Origin of the sequence: Rhizorhabdus antheiae (genome assembly GCF_049889055.1) — a bacterium.
Taxonomy (GTDB): Bacteria; Pseudomonadota; Alphaproteobacteria; order Sphingomonadales; family Sphingomonadaceae; genus Rhizorhabdus.
This window is the reverse complement of record NZ_JBLTWO010000001.1, coordinates 249,095-265,633: the sequence shown is the minus strand read 5'-3', so window position 1 is coordinate 265,633 and position 16,539 is coordinate 249,095. Positions and strand designations below refer to the sequence as shown.

The window sequence follows — 16,539 nt, the reverse complement described above, 5'->3', positions numbered from 1 at the left end:
TAATATTCCCGATCACAGAGGCGCGCATTCTCGATCACAGGATCGAGATGCGGTCGAGCCCCCGATCGGCCAGCGCCGAGCGCAACGCCGCCGATGGCTCGATCGGTGCGGTGAACACCGCCTCGCCCGAGGGTGTATCGGGCCAGGCCTGCCCCTCCGTCAGATGCGCGACCCGCCGGGCAATGCCGGGTCCGCCGTCGACGAAGCGCAGCGGGCGCGGCGCGGCGGCCGCGAGTTCCTCGGCCACCAGCGGGAAATGGGTGCAGGCCAGCACGATCGTATCGATCCGGTCGCCGCCGGGCTGGTCGAGCAGTTCCGCCAGCACCGCCCGATAGTCGGCGGGATCGGTTGGCTCGCCGCGCAGCTTGGCTTCGGCCAGTTGCACCAGCTTCGCCGATCCGTGGCGCAGGACCAGACAGTCCGAAGCGAAGCGGGCCGACAGGTCGTCGACATAGGGCTGGCGCACGGTTGCATCGGTGCCGAGCACGCCGAAGGCCCGGCTCAGCGACTGCTCCGCCGCGGGCTTGATCGCGGGCACCGTGCCGACGACCGGAAGATCGAGCGCCGATCGGACCGCCGCAAGCGCGATGGTGGAGGCAGTGTTGCAGGCGATCGTGACGAGGCGCGGGCGATAGCGTTCGACCAGCCGGCCGAGCAGTGCGGGAACGCGCGCCGCGATCTCTGCCTCGCTCCTTATGCCATAGGGAAAGCCGCCATTGTCGGCGACATAGACATAGGAAGCCTGCGGGAGGAGCGCGCGGGTCGGGGCGAGCACGGACAGTCCGCCCACCCCGGAATCGAACATGAGGATCGGGCGTTCATCGGCCATCGCGCTCCACTTAAGGGGCGCGGCCGGCCATCGCAACGGGGTAAGCCCGCCGCATCGGTTGCGCCGTCACCCTCATCGACTATGCTGCGCACAAACCATGTGGGGGAACAGGTTCCTAGATGTTTTCGACGACGACCTTGCTGCTGCTGTTGGGCGGCTATCTTCTCGGCTCCATCCCGTTCGGCGTCGTGCTGACGCGGCTGGGCGGCGCCGGCGATCTCCGCCAGATCGGTTCGGGCAACATCGGCGCCACCAACGTGCTGCGCACCGGTCGCAAGGGACTGGCGGCAGCGACCCTCCTGCTCGACGGCGGCAAGGGCGCGGTTGCGGTGCTGATCGCTGCTGCGATCCAGCCGGAGGCAGCTCTATGGGCTGGCGGGGCAGCCTTTCTGGGGCATCTCTATCCGGTCTGGCTGAAATTCGCCGGCGGCAAGGGCGTCGCGACGATGCTCGGCGTTTCGCTCGCCATCTGGTGGCCGGCGGGTCTGGCTTTCGCGCTGGTGTGGCTCGCCATGCTCGCGGTCAGCCGGCGGTCCTCGGTCGGTGGCCTTTCGGGCGCGGTCGCAGCGCCGATCGCAGCTGCGGTAGGCGGTCAGTCGGACGCGGTGCTGGTGATGCTCGCCATGACGCTGCTGGTGGTGTGGAAGCATCGCGGCAATATCGCCCGTCTGCTCGACGGCACCGAGCCCAAGGTCGGGAGGAGCTGATCTGTCCGGCGGGTTCGACCACGACGAGCGGCTGGCCCGTCTTCGCCTGATCCGGACACCGCGCGTCGGCCCGGTCGCGCATGCCCAGTTGATTGCCCGTTTCGGCAACGCTCTCGCCGCGATCGAGGCGCTGCCCGATCTCGTCCGGCGCAATGGCGGTGCGATGCCGCCGATCGCCGATGCGGCTTCTGCCCTGCGCGAGATGGAGCAGGTCGAGCGGATCGGGGCCCGGCAGCTGTTTCGCGGCGAGCCGCTCTATCCGGCCTGGCTCGATCGCTGCGATGGTGCGCCCGCCATGCTGGTCCTTCGCGGCGATCCGGCCCTGCTCCAGCGCCGCGCGGTGGCGATGGTGGGCGCACGCAATGCCAGCGGGGCCGCGATGCGCTTCGCCCGGATGCTGGCGCATGAACTTTCGTCCAGGGGATGGCTGGTCGTCTCGGGGCTTGCGCGGGGAATCGACACGGCGGCGCATGTCGGGTCGCTCGAGCAGGGTACCGCCGCCGTGATCGCCGGTGGCATCGACATCGTCTATCCGCCCGAGAATGACCGTCTCCAGGCGGAGATCGCCGAGCGCGGCCTGCTGATCGCCGAACAGCCGCCCGGCGTCGAGCCGCGTGCGCGGCACTTTCCGCACCGCAACCGGATCATCGCGGGCCTCGCCGAGGGGACCGTAGTGGTGGAGGCCGCCCCCAAGTCGGGATCGCTGATCACCGCGCGCCTCGCCGGAGAGTTCGGCCGTGAGGTGATGGCGGTGCCGGGTTCGCCGCTCGATCCGCGCGCGCAGGGCTGTAATCTGCTGATCCGCGAGGGCGCGACGCTGGTGCAGTCGGCCGACGACATCATCGAGTCGCTGTCGCCGATCGGTGGCGTGTCGGTGCCGCCTTTGCCATTGTTCGCGTCGAGCCCCCCACGGGAGATCGCCGACGGGGATCGCGACGCGGTGCTGGGACTGCTCGGCCCGGTCCCGCTGCCGGTCGATGAGCTCATCCGCCTGTGCGGCGCCCCGGCGCCTGCGGTTCAGGTGGTGCTGCTCGATCTGGAACTGGCCGGTCGGCTCGAACGCCATGCCGGGGGCAAGGTCAGCCTGACCGCGTGACAGTTCCGGGATGCCCACCCTTGACGAGGGGCGAAGCGTCTAGCCACCTTCGTACGTGTACGCGTGCGTAGGCCACCAGTCTATGCGCTCCGAAAAGGAATGCCTGTAACCGCCATGAAGCTCGTCGTCGTAGAATCGCCCGCCAAGGCCAAGACCATCGAAAAATATCTCGGTCCGGGTCACCGCGTCCTCGCCTCCTACGGACATGTCCGCGATCTTCCGGCCAAGGATGGCTCTGTCGATCCAGACAATGGCTTCGAGATGGAATGGGAGGCCTATGCCGACAAGACGCGGCAGCTGAAGGCGATCGCCGACGAGGCGAAGAACGCCGATGTCCTGATCCTCGCGACCGACCCCGATCGCGAGGGCGAGGCGATCAGCTGGCATGTGAAGGAGGTGCTCGGCAAGCGCCGCGCCCTGCCGAAGACCGTCCAGCGCGTGACGTTCAACGCGATCACCAAGCCTGCCGTCACCGAGGCGATGGCCAATCCCCGCGAACTCGACGAGGATCTGATCGACGCCTATCGGGCGCGCCGCGCGCTCGATTATCTGGTCGGGTTCACGCTGTCGCCGGTGCTGTGGCGCAAATTGCCCGGCGCCAAGTCCGCCGGACGCGTGCAGTCGGTGGCGCTGCGTCTTGTCGTCGACCGCGAGCGCGAGATCGAGCTTTTCCGCCCGCAGGAATATTGGTCGATCACCGCTGACATGGAGCATGACGGCATCCCCTTCATCGCGCGCCTCGTGCGCTGGAAGGGGCAGAAGATCGACCGGCTGACGATCGGCAACGGCAAGGACGCCGGCGCCGCCAAGGCCGATGTCGAGGCGGGGCGCTTCTCGGTCGCAACGGTCGAGACCAAGCCGCTGACCCGCAACCCGCCGCCGCCTTTCACGACCTCGACCCTCCAGCAGGAGGCCGCGCGAAAGCTCGGCTTCTCGGCCAGCCACACGATGCGGCTGGCGCAGGCGCTCTACGAGGATGGCGCGATCACCTACATGCGGACCGACGGCGTCCAGATGGACGGCAGCGCCATCACCGCTGCGCGCGGCGCGATCGCCAATCGCTATGATGCGTCCTACGTGCCCGACAAGCCGCGCCAGTATACCGCCAAGGCGAAGAATGCGCAGGAAGCGCATGAAGCGATCCGCCCGACCGACTTCTCGCGCGATCGTGCCGGCAGCGGCGACCATGGCCGGCTCTACGATCTGATCTTCAAGCGCGCGCTCGCCAGCCAGATGGCGTCGGCGCGGCTGGAGCGGACCACGGTCGACATGACCGACGGCACCGGCCAGCACGCGATCCGCGCGACTGGCCAGGTCGTCCTCTTTCCCGGCTATCTGGCGCTTTACGAGGAAGGTCGCGACGACGAGGCCGATGACGAGAGCCGCCGCCTGCCCCGCATGAAGGAGGGCGATGCGCCGGCCAAGAAGAAGGTCAATTCGGAGCAGCATTTCACCCAGCCGCCGCCGCGCTATTCGGAAGCGAGCCTGGTCAAGAAGATGGAGGAGCTCGGCATCGGGCGCCCCTCCACCTATGCCTCGATCCTGCAGACGCTCAAGGACCGCGAATATGTGACGGTCGAGAAGAACCGCTTTCAGCCGAGCGAGAGCGGGCGGCTGGTGACCAGCTTTCTCGAGCGCTTCTTCGAGCGCTATGTCAGCTACGACTATACCGCCCATCTCGAGGAGAGCCTCGACGACGTCTCGGGCGGTCGCGCCGGCTGGCAGGCGGTGCTGGAGGCCTTCTGGAAGGACTTCAAGCCGAAGACCGTCGAGGTGATGGACCAGAAGCCGTCCGAGGTGACGGCCGCGCTGGACGAGTTCCTGGCGCCCTATCTGTTCCCGGAAAAGGAAGATGGCGGCGATCCCCGCCAATGTCCGGCGTGCGATGCGGGCCGGCTGTCGCTGCGCGGCGGGCGCTTCGGAGCATTCATCGCCTGCTCCAACTATCCGGAGTGCAAATATACGCGTCGCTTCGCCCAGGCCGGTGCCGAGGATGCGGGCGCCGATAGCGGCCCGGTCGTGCTTGGGACCGATCCCGAGAGCGGGCTCGAGGTCTCACGCCGCGCGGGCCGTTTCGGTCCCTATATCCAGCTCGGCGACGGCAAGGATGCCAAACGGTCCTCTATCCCGAAGGATGTGGGCACCGATGCGCTCGACATGGAGTGGGCGCTCAAGCTGCTCTCGCTGCCGCGCCTGATCGGGCCGCATCCCGAAACCAGCGAACCGATCACCGCCTCGATCGGTCGCTTCGGTCCCTATCTGGCGCACAACGGCAAATATGCGCGCCTCGCCTCGACGGCGGAGGTGTTCGAGACCGGCATGAACGCTGCGGTCGTCAAGCTGGCCGAGGCCGCAGCCGGCGGCGGTCGTCAGCGCGGCAAGGCCGAGCCGCTCAAACAGTTCGGTACCAGCCCGGTGACCAATGCCGAGGTCAAGCTGATGGCGGGCCGCTTCGGTCCCTATGTGACCGACGGCGAGACCAATGCGACGCTGCCGAAAACCGCGAATCCCGACGAGATGACGCTGGAGGCGGCACTGGAACTGCTGGCTGCGCGCGCCGCCAAGGGGCCGCCGGCCAAGGGCAAGAAGAAGGCCGCGCCGAAGAAGGCTGCTGCTCCCAAGAAGGCGGCTACGGAAAAGAAGCCGGCCGCCAAAAAGGCTCCGGCGAAGACAGCGGCCGCAAAGGCCTGACGTGCGGAGGGCGCTGGTAGGGCGCCCTCCCGCTGATCGTTAAAGGCCCATTGCCCGATAAGCGCTGGCGAGCGTCGGCGAAGCCAGGGTGCGGGCCTTCTCCGCCCCCTTGGCGAGAATCGCGTCGACCTCTGCCGGATTAGCCTTCAGCGCGCGCAGCCGCTCGGCGATCGGTCCCAGCTTCTCGACGAGCATTTCGCCCAGTGCCGGCTTGAACGCGCCGAAACCCTGGCCGCCGAACTGTGCCAGCACTTCCGCCGGGGTCATGTCGGTCATGGCGGCGTAGATGCCGACGAGGTTGCGCGCCTCGGGCCGGCCTTCCAGCCCTTCGACCGTGTCGGGCAGCGGCTCGGGATCGGTCTTCGCCTTGCGAACCTTGGACATGATCGTCTCGGCATCGTCGGTCAGGTTGATGCGGCTCATGTCCGACGGATCGGACTTGGACATCTTCGACGATCCGTCGCGCAGGCTCATCACGCGCGCGGCCGGGCCGCCGATGACGGGCTCGGGCAGGGTGAACAGTTCGACCCCGAAGTCGGTGTTGAACTTGGTGGCGATGTCGCGCGCCAGTTCGAGATGCTGCTTCTGGTCTTCGCCGACCGGAACATGGGTCGCCTGATAGAGCAGCACGTCGGCCGCCTGCAGCACCGGATAGGCGTAGAGACCGATCGAGGCGCCCTCGCGGTTCTTGCCCGACTTCTCCTTGAACTGGGTCATGCGATTCAGCCAGCCGATGCGGGCGGTGCCGTTGAGCAGCCAGCACAGCTCGGCATGGGCAGGCACGTCACGCTGGCGGAACAGGATCGCCTTGTCGGGATCGATGCCGCACGCGACCAGCGCCGCCGCCATCTCGCGGATGTTGGAGGCGAGTGTCGCCGGGTCGTTGTGCACGGTGATCGCATGCAGGTCCGCCAGGAAGAACAGGCATTCGCCCTCGTCCTGCATCTGCACCCAGCGCTTGATCGCGCCGAGATAATTGCCGAGGTGAAGGTTGCCGGTGGGCTGGATGCCCGAGACTGTGCGCTTGTGGGTCATGATAGCCGGGCTATTGGGGCGACGCCCGACCGAGTCAAGCGTGCCGTCCCGCCGACCTTATCGACGGCGGCGCAACTGCCCCTTCAGCGTGGCGACGGAATAGGCGCCCAGACCGAAGACCAGACCGAAATAGACGATGGCTGCCGCGGCGATCATCACGGCCAGCGCCACGCTGCGTTCGAGCAGGCTGCGACCGGTCCAGGGATCGATCCAGGGGTTCAGAAAGAACAGCAGGGCGGCCATGGCGAGCGTCGCGGCGATCAGCCGGATGCCCGTGCGGCGCAGGCGATCGTCCACCGCGAAATGGTCGCGCCGGCGCAGCGTCACATAGAGCAGCCCGGCGTTCACCCAGGCCGAGATCGCGGTGGACACGGCCAGCCCGACATGCGCGAGCGGCCAGATCAGTACGAGGTTGAGGACGAGGTTCACGAGCATCGCGACCAGCGCGATGCGCACCGGCGTCCTGGTGTCGGCCCGCGCGTAGAAGCCGGGGGTCAGCACCTTGATCAGCACATAGGCGGGCAGGCCGAGCGAGAAGGCGGCGAGTGCGCGGGCGCTGGCGATCGTGTCGGCGGGGGTGAACGCGCCGTGCTGGAGCAGCGCCCGGATCAGCGGGGTGGCCGACACCATCAGCGCGGCGGTCGCCGGCAGGGTGAGCAGCAGCACCAGTTCGATCGCGCGATTCTGCGTATCGAGCGCGGCCTGTCGATCTCCTCCGCCGAGCTGACGCGACAGACTGGGGAGCATGGCCGTGCCGACGCCGATGCCGATAAGCCCCAGCGGCAGCTGATTCAGCCGGTCCGCATAATAGAGATAGGAAACCGAGCCCTCGGGCAGGAAGCGCGCGGCAAGGGTGGTCGAGATCAGCAGGTTGAACTGCACCGCGCCAGCGCCGAGGGCGGCCGGGCCGATCAGCTTGAGCAGCCGTTTCACCTCCGGGCTGAGGCGTGGGAGCCGAACGCGCAGGCGGACGCCAGCCTGCCAGCAGGCGAGAACCAGCCAGCCGAGCTGCAGGGCACCCGACACCGTGACGGCGATCGCCTGGGTCCGCGCCGTCTCGACGTCGCTATGCCCGCGAAAGAAGAGCAGGCCGGCAATCAGGCACAGGTTGAGCAGGATCGGCGCGGCGGCGTTGACCCAGAAACGGTTCAGCGAATTGAGGATGCCGCCGAGCAACGACACCAGCGAGATCAGCATCAGATAGGGAAAGGTGATCCGCGTATATTCCGTCGCCAACGCGAATTTCTCGGGGCCGCCATCGGGAAAGCCGCCGGTCATCGTCCACACGATCGGCCCGGCTGCGAACATCATGATGACGGTGAAGACGATCAGGATAGGCAGCAGGACCGACAGCACGTCCTCGGCAAAGCGCAGCGCGATCGCGAGGCCTTCGCCGGGCTTGTCCTTCTCGGCTTCGGCCACCGTGCGGTTGAACATCGGCACGAAGGCGGCCGAAAAGGCCCCCTCGGCGAAGAGCGCGCGGAACAGGTTCGGCAGCCGCCAGGCGATCAGGAAGGCGTCCGATGCGAAGCCGGCGCCGACGAAGCGGGCCATCAGCATGTCGCGGACAAAACCGGCGATCCGGCTGACCAGAGTCAGTCCGCCGATGGTCGCGCTGGCTTTGAGCAGGCTCATGCGATCAGTCCGCGACCGCTTTTCCCGGCGGCGCGGGAAAGGCGGTCAGACGGGTCCATCCGGGTTTCAGGCTTCCCCGGCCGGCTGGGCTTCGGCCAGTTCCTGCTGCTGCTGGGCCTGCTGCATGTAGAGCGCTCCGAAATCGATCGGCTCGAGCACCAGCGACGGGAAGTTGCCGTCGCGAATCGCATCGGCAGCGACGCGGCGGGCGAAGGGGAAAAGCAGGCGCGGGGCTTCGGCGAAAAGGAAGACCGGGATATGTTCCTCGGGCACGTTGCGGATGCCGAACAGGCCCGCATAGACGAGGTCGACGACATAGGAGGTCAGCTCGCCCTGGGTCGCCTTGATCTCGATCTTGAGCGCGACTTCGTAGACGTCTTCGCCGGCCAGCTGCGAGCCGATGTTGAACTGCACGTCGATCTGCGGCTGCTCGGGCGCCTGATAGATGCCCGGCGCGCTCGGATTTTCGAACGAGAGGTCCTTCACATATTGGGCGATCATCGCGACCTGCGGCAGATTGTCCTGGCCGTTGCCCAGCATTTCGGTGGCGCCCGTCTCTTCGCTCATTGCACGTCTTTCCATAGGTTCGTTGAGCCGGAGCAGGGGCCGCCTGCGCCCGGCAATGCGCTTCGCGACTAGCAGGCAGGGCGGGGGGGAGCAATGGCGCGGTTGCCCCCGCTGCCGGTCGGTCACGGGCCGGTGCTGCTACCCGAAAGGTCAGCAGGGTCGAGTCATTTGAAACTTGGACCCTTTGTCCCTATGTTATGCGTTCTGGTAGCGTATTGGAGGCCCGGTGACGACGATTGTCATTCTAGCGATGGTGTTCCTCTTCGTGGCGTTCCGCCTGTGGAGCGTGCTCGGCCGTCGCACCGGTCATGAGCAGACCATCGCCCGGCCAGCGGAAGTTACACCCGCGCCGATCGGCGCCGGGCGTTCGCTTCCCGACAACCTCTCGCCCGCCCCGGCCGCCCGTCCGGCAGCTGTCGAGCCGCGCGCCGAAGCGGGTGTGCGTGCGATCCAGGCCGCCGATGGCAGCTTCGATCCGGCGCATTTCCTCGAAGGCGCGCGCTCGGCGTACCGGATGATTCTCGAAGCCTATTGGCGTGGCGATGTCGATACACTGCGCCGACTGGTCGAGGACGATGTGTTCGAGGCGTTCTCCGCTGCGATCGAGGAGCGCAAGGTCGCGGGCGAGACGCTCGACAACCGGCTCGTCTCGATCGAGAATGCCGTCATCGAGCAGGCGCGGATGAACGGACAGATGGCGCACGTCACGGTCCGTTTCGACGCCGATATCGCTGCCGTGACGCGCGATGCGGAAGGCAATGTGCTCGCCGGATCGCTGTCCGACGCCGTGCCGACGCATGACGTGTGGGCCTTCAGCCGGCATGTTCGCGCCGACGATCCGAACTGGATGCTGGTCGAAACCGACGAGGCCGCGTGATCCGCCGCCTCGTCGCGGGGTTCTCCGCGCTGGCTGCCTTGTCGGCCTGTACAGTCGTTCCCAAGCCGCATCTTCCCAACCAGCCGGTCCCCCCGGCTGGCGAACCAGCGCCCCGGCCAACACCAGCGCCCTCTACCGGAACGCCTGCGCCGTCGGCGCCGCGCACGGCGGTCGAGAGCGGCCTGCTTCCCGGTCCGGCCTTCGCCAGTTTCGGGATCAATGCGGATGCGGCCAGGGCAGCGCTCGTGGCTTTTCGCTTGTCCTGTCCCGCGTTGCAGCGGCGCAGCGACCAGAGCGGCCTCACCCAGTCGGGTGACTGGAGCGAGCCTTGCTCCCGCGCCACCGGATGGCCCGACAGCGACGCCTCCTCCTTCTTCGCCAATCAACTGAGCGTGATCCAGGTCGGTGGCGGCAAGGCTTATGCCACCGGCTATTATGAGCCGGAGATCGCCGGATCGCGCACGCCGCAACTTGGCTATGAGGTCCCGGTCTACAAGCGACCGTCCGATCTCGTCGAAGGCGATCTGGGGGACTTCTTTCCCGAGATGAAGGGCAAGAAGATTCGCGGCCGCGTTCAGGGCGGCAAGCTGGTGCCTTATCCCGATCGCGGCGCGATCGAGGATGGCGCGCTGAGCGGCAAGGCGCTCGAGATCGGCTGGGCGGCCGACCCGGTCGAATTCTTCTTCCTCCAGGTCCAGGGATCGGGCCGCCTGCGCCTGCCCGACGGCTCGGTCATGCGGATCGGCTATGACGGGCAGAATGGGCGCGACTATGTCGGTATCGGCAAGCTCATGCGCGACCGGGGTCTGCTCGGGCCGGGGCAGTTGTCGATGCAGGGCGTGATGGCCTGGCTGCGCGCCAACCCCGAGGAAGGCCGCGCGATCATGCGCGAGAACAAGAGCTGGGTCTTCTTCCGCGAACTGACCGGGCCGGGCCCGATCGGCGCGCTCAACGTGCCGGTAACGGGCCGCGTCACGGTGGCTGCAGATCCTGCTTTCGTCCCTCTCGGCGCGCCCGTGATCCTGCAGCTCGATCGGCCCGAGGCGAACGGCCTGTGGATCGCGCAGGACACTGGCGGCGCGATCAAGGGCGCCAACCGGTTCGACACTTTCTGGGGCGCGGGTGATCAGGCCCGTATAATTGCGGGCGGGATGAGCGGGCGCGGCCAGGCATGGCTGCTCATTCCGCGCATCGCTGCGGCCCGCCTGGCGGACCGGCGTGAGCAGGCGGCTCGATCCTGACGAAGTCGCGCTCTGGCAGCGCGTCACCGCAACAGTAAAGCCGCTGCCCGGACGCGCGCCGAGGGCGCAGAACAAGGCTGTCTCAGCTCCGCCTGCTCCCGCAGGGCCCGACGCCCCCGTGCCCCGTGCGCAACGCGGCCGGGTTCCGCCTCTGCGGGTGCCGGCAGCTACTCCACTGACGCAGCAGAAGCCGCTCGCCGACACGCTCGATGGCGGATGGGACCGCCGCCTGCGCCGCGGCGTCACCGATCCCGACTGGACGGTCGACCTGCACGGGCACACGCTCGACAGCGCCCAGCGCCTGCTCGATCGGATCCTTGATCAGTCGATCGCCGAGGGGGTGCGCGTTCTGCTCGTGATCACCGGCAAACCCCCGAAACAGGGCGACCGCGACTGGGATGGCAGGCCGCGCCGTGGTCTCATCCGCGCCTCGATCGGCCAGTGGCTCGAAAGCTCGCGCCACGCGAGCCGGATCGCCGCCGTGCGCAACGCGCATCCCCGCCATGGGGGCGCCGGCGCTCTCTATGTGATCCTGCGGCGCGCACGCGAACCGCTGCCCTAGGCTAAAATTGTCTATACCAAAGTCTTAGGCAGAAGGGCGACGTTGTCGCATGGCGAAGAGCGGTGGTTAAACTTTATCGTCTAGGTCGGACGCAGCTTTTCGAACCGGGGACCACAATTTTGAAGACCTTCCGTTTCCTGCCGCCCGCCCTGCTGCTCGCGCTGCTTTCCACGCCTGCCGCCGCCGAGCGAGGCCCGCTGGCCACCGCACTGGGCGCGCCGGACAATCTGACCATCACCGCGGGGATGCGGACGCGCTTCGAGGCGTTCGGTGGACAGTTTCGTCGTGGCCGCGCCAATAGCGACGAGATGCTGTCGCTCAAGACGACGCTCGCCGCCGAATATGATGGCGGCGATGTCTTTGTGGGCGGTGAAATCTGGGATGCGCGGACTTACGGTCAGGACCGCTTGTCGAGCGCCGGCACCAGCGAGGTCAATGCCCTCGAACTGATCCAGGCTTATGCGGGCGTGAAGCTCGGCGATCACAGCAAGGGTACCAAGAGCGGCCATGGCAAGATCATGGCCGGGCGCTTCACGCTCGACATCGGTTCGCGACGTCTCGTGTCGCGCCAGCGTTTCCGCAATACGACCAATGCCTATACCGGCGTTTTCGCCGACTGGACTACGGCCGGTCAGTATCGTGTACAGCTCCTCTGGTCGATGCCGCAGATCCGTCTGCCCGAGGATGCCGATGGCATCCGTGACGAGGGTGTCGAATGGGATCAGGAGACGACCGACCTTCAGTTCTTCGGTGCGCATCTGACCATGCCGAAGATGCTCGGCGGCGTCGGCGAGGCCTATGGCTTCGGTCTTCGGGAGAAGGACAGCCCCGGCAGGCTGACGCGGAACCGTCGCCTGTGGACTGTGGGCGCGCGCGCTTTCCGCAAGCCCGCCAAGGGCAAGTGGGACCATGATGTCGAGGCGGCATATCAGTTCGGCAAGACGCGGCGGACCACCGGAGTCACCGACCTCAGCGACCTCGATGTCGAGGCCTGGTTTGCCCATGCAGAGGTCGGTTACGGCTTTACCGACAGGCTCAAGTCGCGGTTGTCGGTCCATATGGATGTCGCATCGGGCGACGAGCGCAAGCCGGGAAAATTCGGCCGCTTCGACACGCTCTACGGTGCGCGGCGCTTCGAGTTCGGTCCGACGAGCCTCTATGGTCCGCTCGGCCGCGCCAACATCGTCTCGCCAGGCGTCCGGTTCGAGATCGCGCCAAGCAAGACTTGGGATGCCTTCGTCATGGTACGGGCGGCATGGACCGAGAGCCGCCGCGACAGCTTCTCCCAGACCGGCGTCGTCGATGCACAGGGCCGATCGGGCAGCTTCGCGGGTTATCAGACCGAGGCGCGCATCCGCTACTGGATCGTGCCGGAGCGCGTCCAGATCGACACTGGCGCCGCATGGCTCGCCAAATCCTCGCTGCTCAAGAACGCTCCCAATGCGCCCGCGACCGGCGACGCCAAGGTTTTCTATCTCGATCTCATCCTGTCGATCTGATCCCGAGCGGCGGAAAGGCCGTGTCGCCTCCAGACGACACTGGCCGTCGCTGTTCGCCACCGCCCGGCAATTGGGCCTGGCCGGGAACCGCAGCGCTTCGGTCGGCCCCTTGACGCGAATCGAGATTGGCCAGCTTTTCGGCCACGAAGGGTGCTGCGTAGGTGTTCTCCGCAGCAACCCGATGACGGGACGCGATGGCGCATTGGTCCGCACCACCGGTTTCCCACCGGTCAGCGGCGCGGCAATGCCGACGGGTCGGTAGATGGGGTTGGACTGGATCGTGGCCCCACGCGCGACCTGCCGCAGCCGCCGAACGGGGCGCGCGATTCGCATTGGCTGGCTGGCGGAAAATGACGGCACAGGTTTCAGCGGTGAAATAAGCCGGCAAAACGGCCCTCCCAGAGAGCATCCACGCCAACCCGGTGGAAAGGATGTCCGCCATGTCGCTCGTTTCATTCTCCAGCATGCCGATCTCTGCCCCGCCCGAAAAGGCCAGTGCCCTGGCCTGCGAAAATGGCCGGCATTCGGCAGTCGGCGGCAGCCGCACCGAAATCAACGGGATCAGCCACGCGGTCTGCCGCCACTGCGGGTGCGATCTGATGCGCTTCGGCTCTTCGCGCCGCTGGTTCAGGACCGGGCGCATGGGTGGTTAATTCATTCCTGAAAAGAATGAATGTCGCGCATATTATCCCAATAGTTTCCAATCGCCGTCTGCGCTACTCGGTGTGCCATCTCTTTCGATGGCGAGGCTGACATGACGACGATGGTGGACAGGGCAGGTCTGAAGATCGCGGATGAGCTCGTCCGCTTCCTTGAGGATAGGGTCCTGCCGGGGACGGGGATTGCGCCCGGCGCCTTCTGGGCAGGGACCGCCGATATATTCGCGCGCTTCGCTCCCGAAAATCGAGCGCTTCTCGCCCACCGCGACGCGCTGCAGGCGCAGATCGACGCCTGGCATGGCGAACGGGCCGGCCAGCCGATCGACATGGACGCCTATAAGGCCTTCCTCTCGTCCATCGGCTATCTTGTTCCGGAGCCGGCCCCCTTCGCTGTCGGTACCCGCAATGTCGACGCCGAACTGGCGACGACCGCCGGTCCGCAGCTGGTGGTGCCGATCCTCAACGCCCGCTTCCTGCTGAACGCCGCCAATGCACGCTGGGGCAGCCTGTACGACGCGCTTTACGGCACCGACGCCATTCCGGGGTCGCCGGCGGGTCCGGGCTATGATCCCGAACGTGGCGCCAAGGTCATCGCCTGGGCCAAGGCGTTTCTCGACCGCGCGCTGCCGTTGGCCGACGGCAGCTGGGCCGACTGGACCGGCGCCGCGCCGGCGCTCGCCGACCCGGCGCAGCTCGTCGGCCGCGCGGGCGACAACCTGCTGCTGCGCCACAACGGCCTGCACATCGAACTGGTGATCGACCGCGTCCACCCGATCGGGCGCGACGATCCGGCCGGCCTCGCCGACGTGATCCTGGAATCCGCGCTGACAACGATTTGCGACCTCGAGGATTCGGTCGCGGCGGTCGATGCGCAGGATAAGGTTCTGGCCTATTCCAACTGGCTCGGCCTGATGAAGGGCGATCTGGAGGAGAGCTTCGACAAGGGCGGCCGCACGATCACCCGTCGCCTCGCCGAGGACCGGCATTATGTCGCGCCCGATGGCACGGCCTTCACTCTGCCGGGGCGCAGCCTCGTCTTCGTGCGCAATGTCGGGCATCTGATGACGACCCCGGCAGTGCTGCTCCCCGACGGACGCGAGGCGCCCGAAGGCATTCTCGACGGCATCGTCACCAGCCTGATCGCGTTGCACGACGTCCGCGGCTTGGGTCGCCATCGCAACAGCGCGACAGGGTCGATCTACATCGTCAAGCCGAAGATGCATGGTCCGGAGGAGGCCGGTTTCACCAACCGGCTGTTCGACGCGATCGAGGATCTGCTCGGTCTCGACCGCCACACGCTCAAGGTCGGCGTGATGGACGAGGAGCGCCGCACCTCGGCAAACCTCGCCGCCTGCATCGAGGCGGTGAAGGATCGGATCATGTTCATCAACACGGGCTTTCTCGATCGCACCGGCGACGAGATGCACACTTCGATGCGTGCCGGCCCGATGATCCGTAAGGGCGACATGAAGACGAGCGACTGGATCGCCGCCTATGAGGATCGCAACGTCCAGATCGGCCTCGCCTGCGGCCTGTCGGGCAAGGCGCAGATCGGCAAGGGCATGTGGGCCGCGCCCGACCGGATGGGCGACATGCTCGCTCAGAAGATCGGCCACCCGCGCACCGGCGCCAACACCGCCTGGGTGCCGTCTCCGACGGCGGCGACGCTCCACGCGACCCATTATCACGAGGTCGACGTATTCGCCCGGCAGGAAGAGCGCCGTGCCGAGCCCGTCGCCAGCCTCGACCGGTTGCTGTCGGTCCCCGTTGCCCATGGCCACAACTGGACGCCTGAGGACATTCGGGCCGAGCTGGACAATAATGCGCAGGGCATTCTCGGCTATGTGGTGCGCTGGGTCGACCAGGGTGTGGGCTGCTCCAAGGTACCCGACATCCACGATGTCGGTCTGATGGAGGACCGCGCGACGCTGCGCATCTCCTCGCAGCATATGGCCAACTGGCTGCTGTATGGCGTCGCGTCCGCCGAGGAAATCGACGCGGCGCTGTCGCGAATGGCGGCCAAGGTCGATGCGCAGAATGCGGCCGACCCGCTCTACCAGCCGATGGCGGGTCGCGAGGCGGAGAGCCTGGCCTACCAAGCCGCACGCGCCCTGGTGTTCGAGGGGGTCGCGCAGCCCAATGGCTATACCGAACCGCTGCTCCACGCCTTCCGCCTGAAGGTCAAGGCGGCCGGCTGAGCCCGGCTTCTCGCGACGGTCGGCTTTTGCCGGCCGTCGTTGCTCTCATCGGATGAAGATCGATGCGATCTGCTGTTCGGCGAGGCTCGCCGTGCCGTCGCGGTCGGTATCGGCCATATCGAACAGACCGAGCGGTCGAGCCTGCGCTTCGGACAGGCTGACGCGACCGTCGCCGTCGGTGTCGCATTTGTCGAACCAGCTGCGGCCGATATGGGTCAGGCCCCGGCCCTGATCGGGGCGGGCATTCTGCTTTTCCCGGTAAGCTTCGAACTCGGCCGGGCTGACATAGCCGTCCTTGTTGGCGTCCATCTCGGCGAATTGCGCCTTGGCCACCTTTGCGACATCGGCTCGCGCGATCGGACGCTCCCCCAACTGCAATTGGGCCATGGCGGGGGTGACGGCGGTAGCGGAAAGCAAAGCAACGAAGAACAACCTGGTCATAGCTATGGTCCCATTGTCTCGGTGGGTCATTGTCCCAGATCAACTGACCATGTGCTGAACGGTTGCCTCCGCCTATTTCATCACGCCATATTGATAATCGTACAGAATCTTGATCCAAGCGCCGACTTGCGGCTTTCCGCCAATCCTGGGCGGGCGAATTCGAAACTGCCAGGATGCCTGGCGCAGCGCGCTGGCGAGGCCCGAGCCTTTTGGGAACTCGGCGATCTCCTGACAATCCTCCACTCGGAACTGCGGGGCGGTTCGACAAGCGATCATGGCCCAGCTGGCTTGGCGTTTGTCCTTCCGATAGAATGCCATTTCGGCGATCGTGGGCTCCCGATACCAGTCGGCGGGGTACAGCTTCTGTCCGTTGGGCCCTTCCTCGATGACCTCCGCAGCTGCTGTCGATTCTCCACCCGTGCCCGACGCATCCTTCGCTTCGCGCGGCGAGAATTTGGAGATGTCGGTGGCGCGAAACTGTTCGGACGTCATCCAGATGATG

15 protein-coding genes are annotated in these 16,539 nt (G+C 66.7%); 8 read left to right on the top strand and 7 right to left on the bottom strand.

Going from position 1 to position 16,539, the window contains the following annotated elements; all coding sequences use genetic code 11:
• Window positions 1–34 precede the first annotated feature (34 nt).
• Window positions 35–829 carry a glutamate racemase gene (gene murI, locus ACNI3R_RS01145; protein WP_426179196.1) on the bottom strand — a complete coding sequence of 265 codons (795 nt, stop codon included), beginning with the start codon at window positions 827–829 and terminating at the stop codon, window positions 35–37.
• A gap of 119 nt (window positions 830–948) precedes the next feature.
• Between murI and plsY the strand changes: the two genes are divergently transcribed.
• From plsY to topA, 3 genes are all read left to right on the top strand, one after another.
• The gene (plsY, locus tag ACNI3R_RS01140; protein ID WP_426179194.1) at window positions 949–1,536 is read left to right on the top strand and encodes a glycerol-3-phosphate 1-O-acyltransferase PlsY; all 588 of its coding nucleotides are present in this window, start codon (window positions 949–951) and stop codon (window positions 1,534–1,536) included.
• 1 nt (window position 1,537) lies between these two features.
• Complete coding sequence (gene dprA, locus ACNI3R_RS01135) at window positions 1,538–2,632, top strand: DNA-processing protein DprA (RefSeq protein WP_426180237.1); 1,095 nt, start codon at window positions 1,538–1,540, stop codon at window positions 2,630–2,632.
• Between the two features lie 114 nt (window positions 2,633–2,746).
• Window positions 2,747–5,323, top strand: a complete 2,577-nt coding sequence (topA, locus tag ACNI3R_RS01130) for a type I DNA topoisomerase (RefSeq protein WP_426179192.1) — start codon at window positions 2,747–2,749, stop codon at window positions 5,321–5,323.
• A gap of 39 nt (window positions 5,324–5,362) precedes the next feature.
• Here topA and trpS read toward each other — a convergent pair whose 3' ends face one another.
• The 3 genes from trpS to secB form a co-directional block, all read right to left on the bottom strand.
• Window positions 5,363–6,358, bottom strand: a complete 996-nt coding sequence (gene trpS / locus ACNI3R_RS01125; protein ID WP_426179190.1) for a tryptophan--tRNA ligase — start codon at window positions 6,356–6,358, stop codon at window positions 5,363–5,365.
• Window positions 6,359–6,415: 57 nt separating this feature from the next.
• On the bottom strand, window positions 6,416–7,993 hold the full coding sequence (murJ, locus tag ACNI3R_RS01120) for a murein biosynthesis integral membrane protein MurJ (RefSeq protein WP_426179188.1): 1,578 nt from the start codon (window positions 7,991–7,993) through the stop codon (window positions 6,416–6,418).
• A 66-nt stretch (window positions 7,994–8,059) separates the two neighbouring features.
• Complete coding sequence (gene secB, locus ACNI3R_RS01115; protein ID WP_426179186.1) at window positions 8,060–8,560, bottom strand: protein-export chaperone SecB; 501 nt, start codon at window positions 8,558–8,560, stop codon at window positions 8,060–8,062.
• Between the two features lie 226 nt (window positions 8,561–8,786).
• Here secB and ACNI3R_RS01110 point away from each other — a divergent pair, with 226 nt between their 5' ends.
• The 4 genes from ACNI3R_RS01110 to ACNI3R_RS01095 all read left to right on the top strand — a co-directional run bounded on the left by ACNI3R_RS01110 (window position 8,787) and on the right by ACNI3R_RS01095 (window position 12,739).
• Complete coding sequence (locus tag ACNI3R_RS01110) at window positions 8,787–9,437, top strand: Tim44/TimA family putative adaptor protein (protein WP_426179184.1); 651 nt, start codon at window positions 8,787–8,789, stop codon at window positions 9,435–9,437.
• Window positions 9,434–10,678, top strand: coding sequence for a murein transglycosylase A (gene mltA / locus ACNI3R_RS01105; RefSeq protein WP_426179183.1), 1,245 nt, complete (start codon window positions 9,434–9,436; stop codon window positions 10,676–10,678). Before ACNI3R_RS01110 ends, mltA begins: the two co-directional genes overlap by 4 nt.
• Window positions 10,656–11,240: a Smr/MutS family protein gene (locus ACNI3R_RS01100; protein WP_426179182.1), complete on the top strand. Its 585-nt coding sequence runs from the start codon at window positions 10,656–10,658 to the stop codon at window positions 11,238–11,240. Before mltA ends, ACNI3R_RS01100 begins: the two co-directional genes overlap by 23 nt.
• A 119-nt stretch (window positions 11,241–11,359) precedes the next feature.
• Entirely contained in the window at window positions 11,360–12,739 is a 1,380-nt protein-coding gene (locus tag ACNI3R_RS01095) for an alginate export family protein (RefSeq protein WP_426179180.1), read from the top strand.
• Here ACNI3R_RS01095 and ACNI3R_RS01090 read toward each other — a convergent pair.
• Window positions 12,723–13,382 carry a hypothetical protein gene (locus ACNI3R_RS01090; RefSeq protein WP_426179178.1) on the bottom strand — a complete coding sequence of 220 codons (660 nt, stop codon included), beginning with the start codon at window positions 13,380–13,382 and terminating at the stop codon, window positions 12,723–12,725. The two genes, ACNI3R_RS01095 and ACNI3R_RS01090, sit on opposite strands and share 17 nt — an antisense overlap.
• A gap of 120 nt (window positions 13,383–13,502) precedes the next feature.
• On the opposite strand from ACNI3R_RS01090, the gene ACNI3R_RS01085 reads away from it, so the two are divergent.
• Window positions 13,503–15,596: a malate synthase G gene (locus ACNI3R_RS01085; protein ID WP_426180236.1), complete on the top strand. Its 2,094-nt coding sequence runs from the start codon at window positions 13,503–13,505 to the stop codon at window positions 15,594–15,596.
• A gap of 45 nt (window positions 15,597–15,641) precedes the next feature.
• Here ACNI3R_RS01085 and ACNI3R_RS01080 read toward each other — a convergent pair whose 3' ends face one another.
• The gene (locus tag ACNI3R_RS01080) at window positions 15,642–16,037 is read right to left on the bottom strand and encodes an EF-hand domain-containing protein (protein WP_426179176.1); all 396 of its coding nucleotides are present in this window, start codon (window positions 16,035–16,037) and stop codon (window positions 15,642–15,644) included.
• 72 nt (window positions 16,038–16,109) lie between these two features.
• Window positions 16,110–16,529, bottom strand: a complete 420-nt coding sequence (locus ACNI3R_RS01075) for a hypothetical protein (RefSeq protein WP_426179175.1) — start codon at window positions 16,527–16,529, stop codon at window positions 16,110–16,112.
• Between the last annotated feature and the right edge of the window lie 10 nt (window positions 16,530–16,539).

Excerpts from the sequence above, each read along its gene's own strand:
- murI (WP_426179196.1), bottom strand. The coding sequence starts at position 829 with ATGGCCGATGAACGCCCGATCCTCATGTTCGATTCCGGGGTGGGCGGA.
- plsY (WP_426179194.1), top strand. The coding sequence starts at position 949 with ATGTTTTCGACGACGACCTTGCTGCTGCTGTTGGGCGGCTATCTTCTC.
- topA (WP_426179192.1), top strand. The coding sequence starts at position 2,747 with ATGAAGCTCGTCGTCGTAGAATCGCCCGCCAAGGCCAAGACCATCGAA.
- trpS (WP_426179190.1), bottom strand. The coding sequence starts at position 6,358 with ATGACCCACAAGCGCACAGTCTCGGGCATCCAGCCCACCGGCAACCTT.
- murJ (WP_426179188.1), bottom strand. The coding sequence starts at position 7,993 with ATGAGCCTGCTCAAAGCCAGCGCGACCATCGGCGGACTGACTCTGGTC.
- secB (WP_426179186.1), bottom strand. The coding sequence starts at position 8,560 with ATGAGCGAAGAGACGGGCGCCACCGAAATGCTGGGCAACGGCCAGGAC.
- ACNI3R_RS01090 (WP_426179178.1), bottom strand. The coding sequence starts at position 13,382 with ATGCGCCCGGTCCTGAACCAGCGGCGCGAAGAGCCGAAGCGCATCAGA.
- ACNI3R_RS01085 (WP_426180236.1), top strand. The coding sequence starts at position 13,503 with ATGGTGGACAGGGCAGGTCTGAAGATCGCGGATGAGCTCGTCCGCTTC.
- ACNI3R_RS01080 (WP_426179176.1), bottom strand. The coding sequence starts at position 16,037 with ATGACCAGGTTGTTCTTCGTTGCTTTGCTTTCCGCTACCGCCGTCACC.
- ACNI3R_RS01075 (WP_426179175.1), bottom strand. The coding sequence starts at position 16,529 with ATGACGTCCGAACAGTTTCGCGCCACCGACATCTCCAAATTCTCGCCG.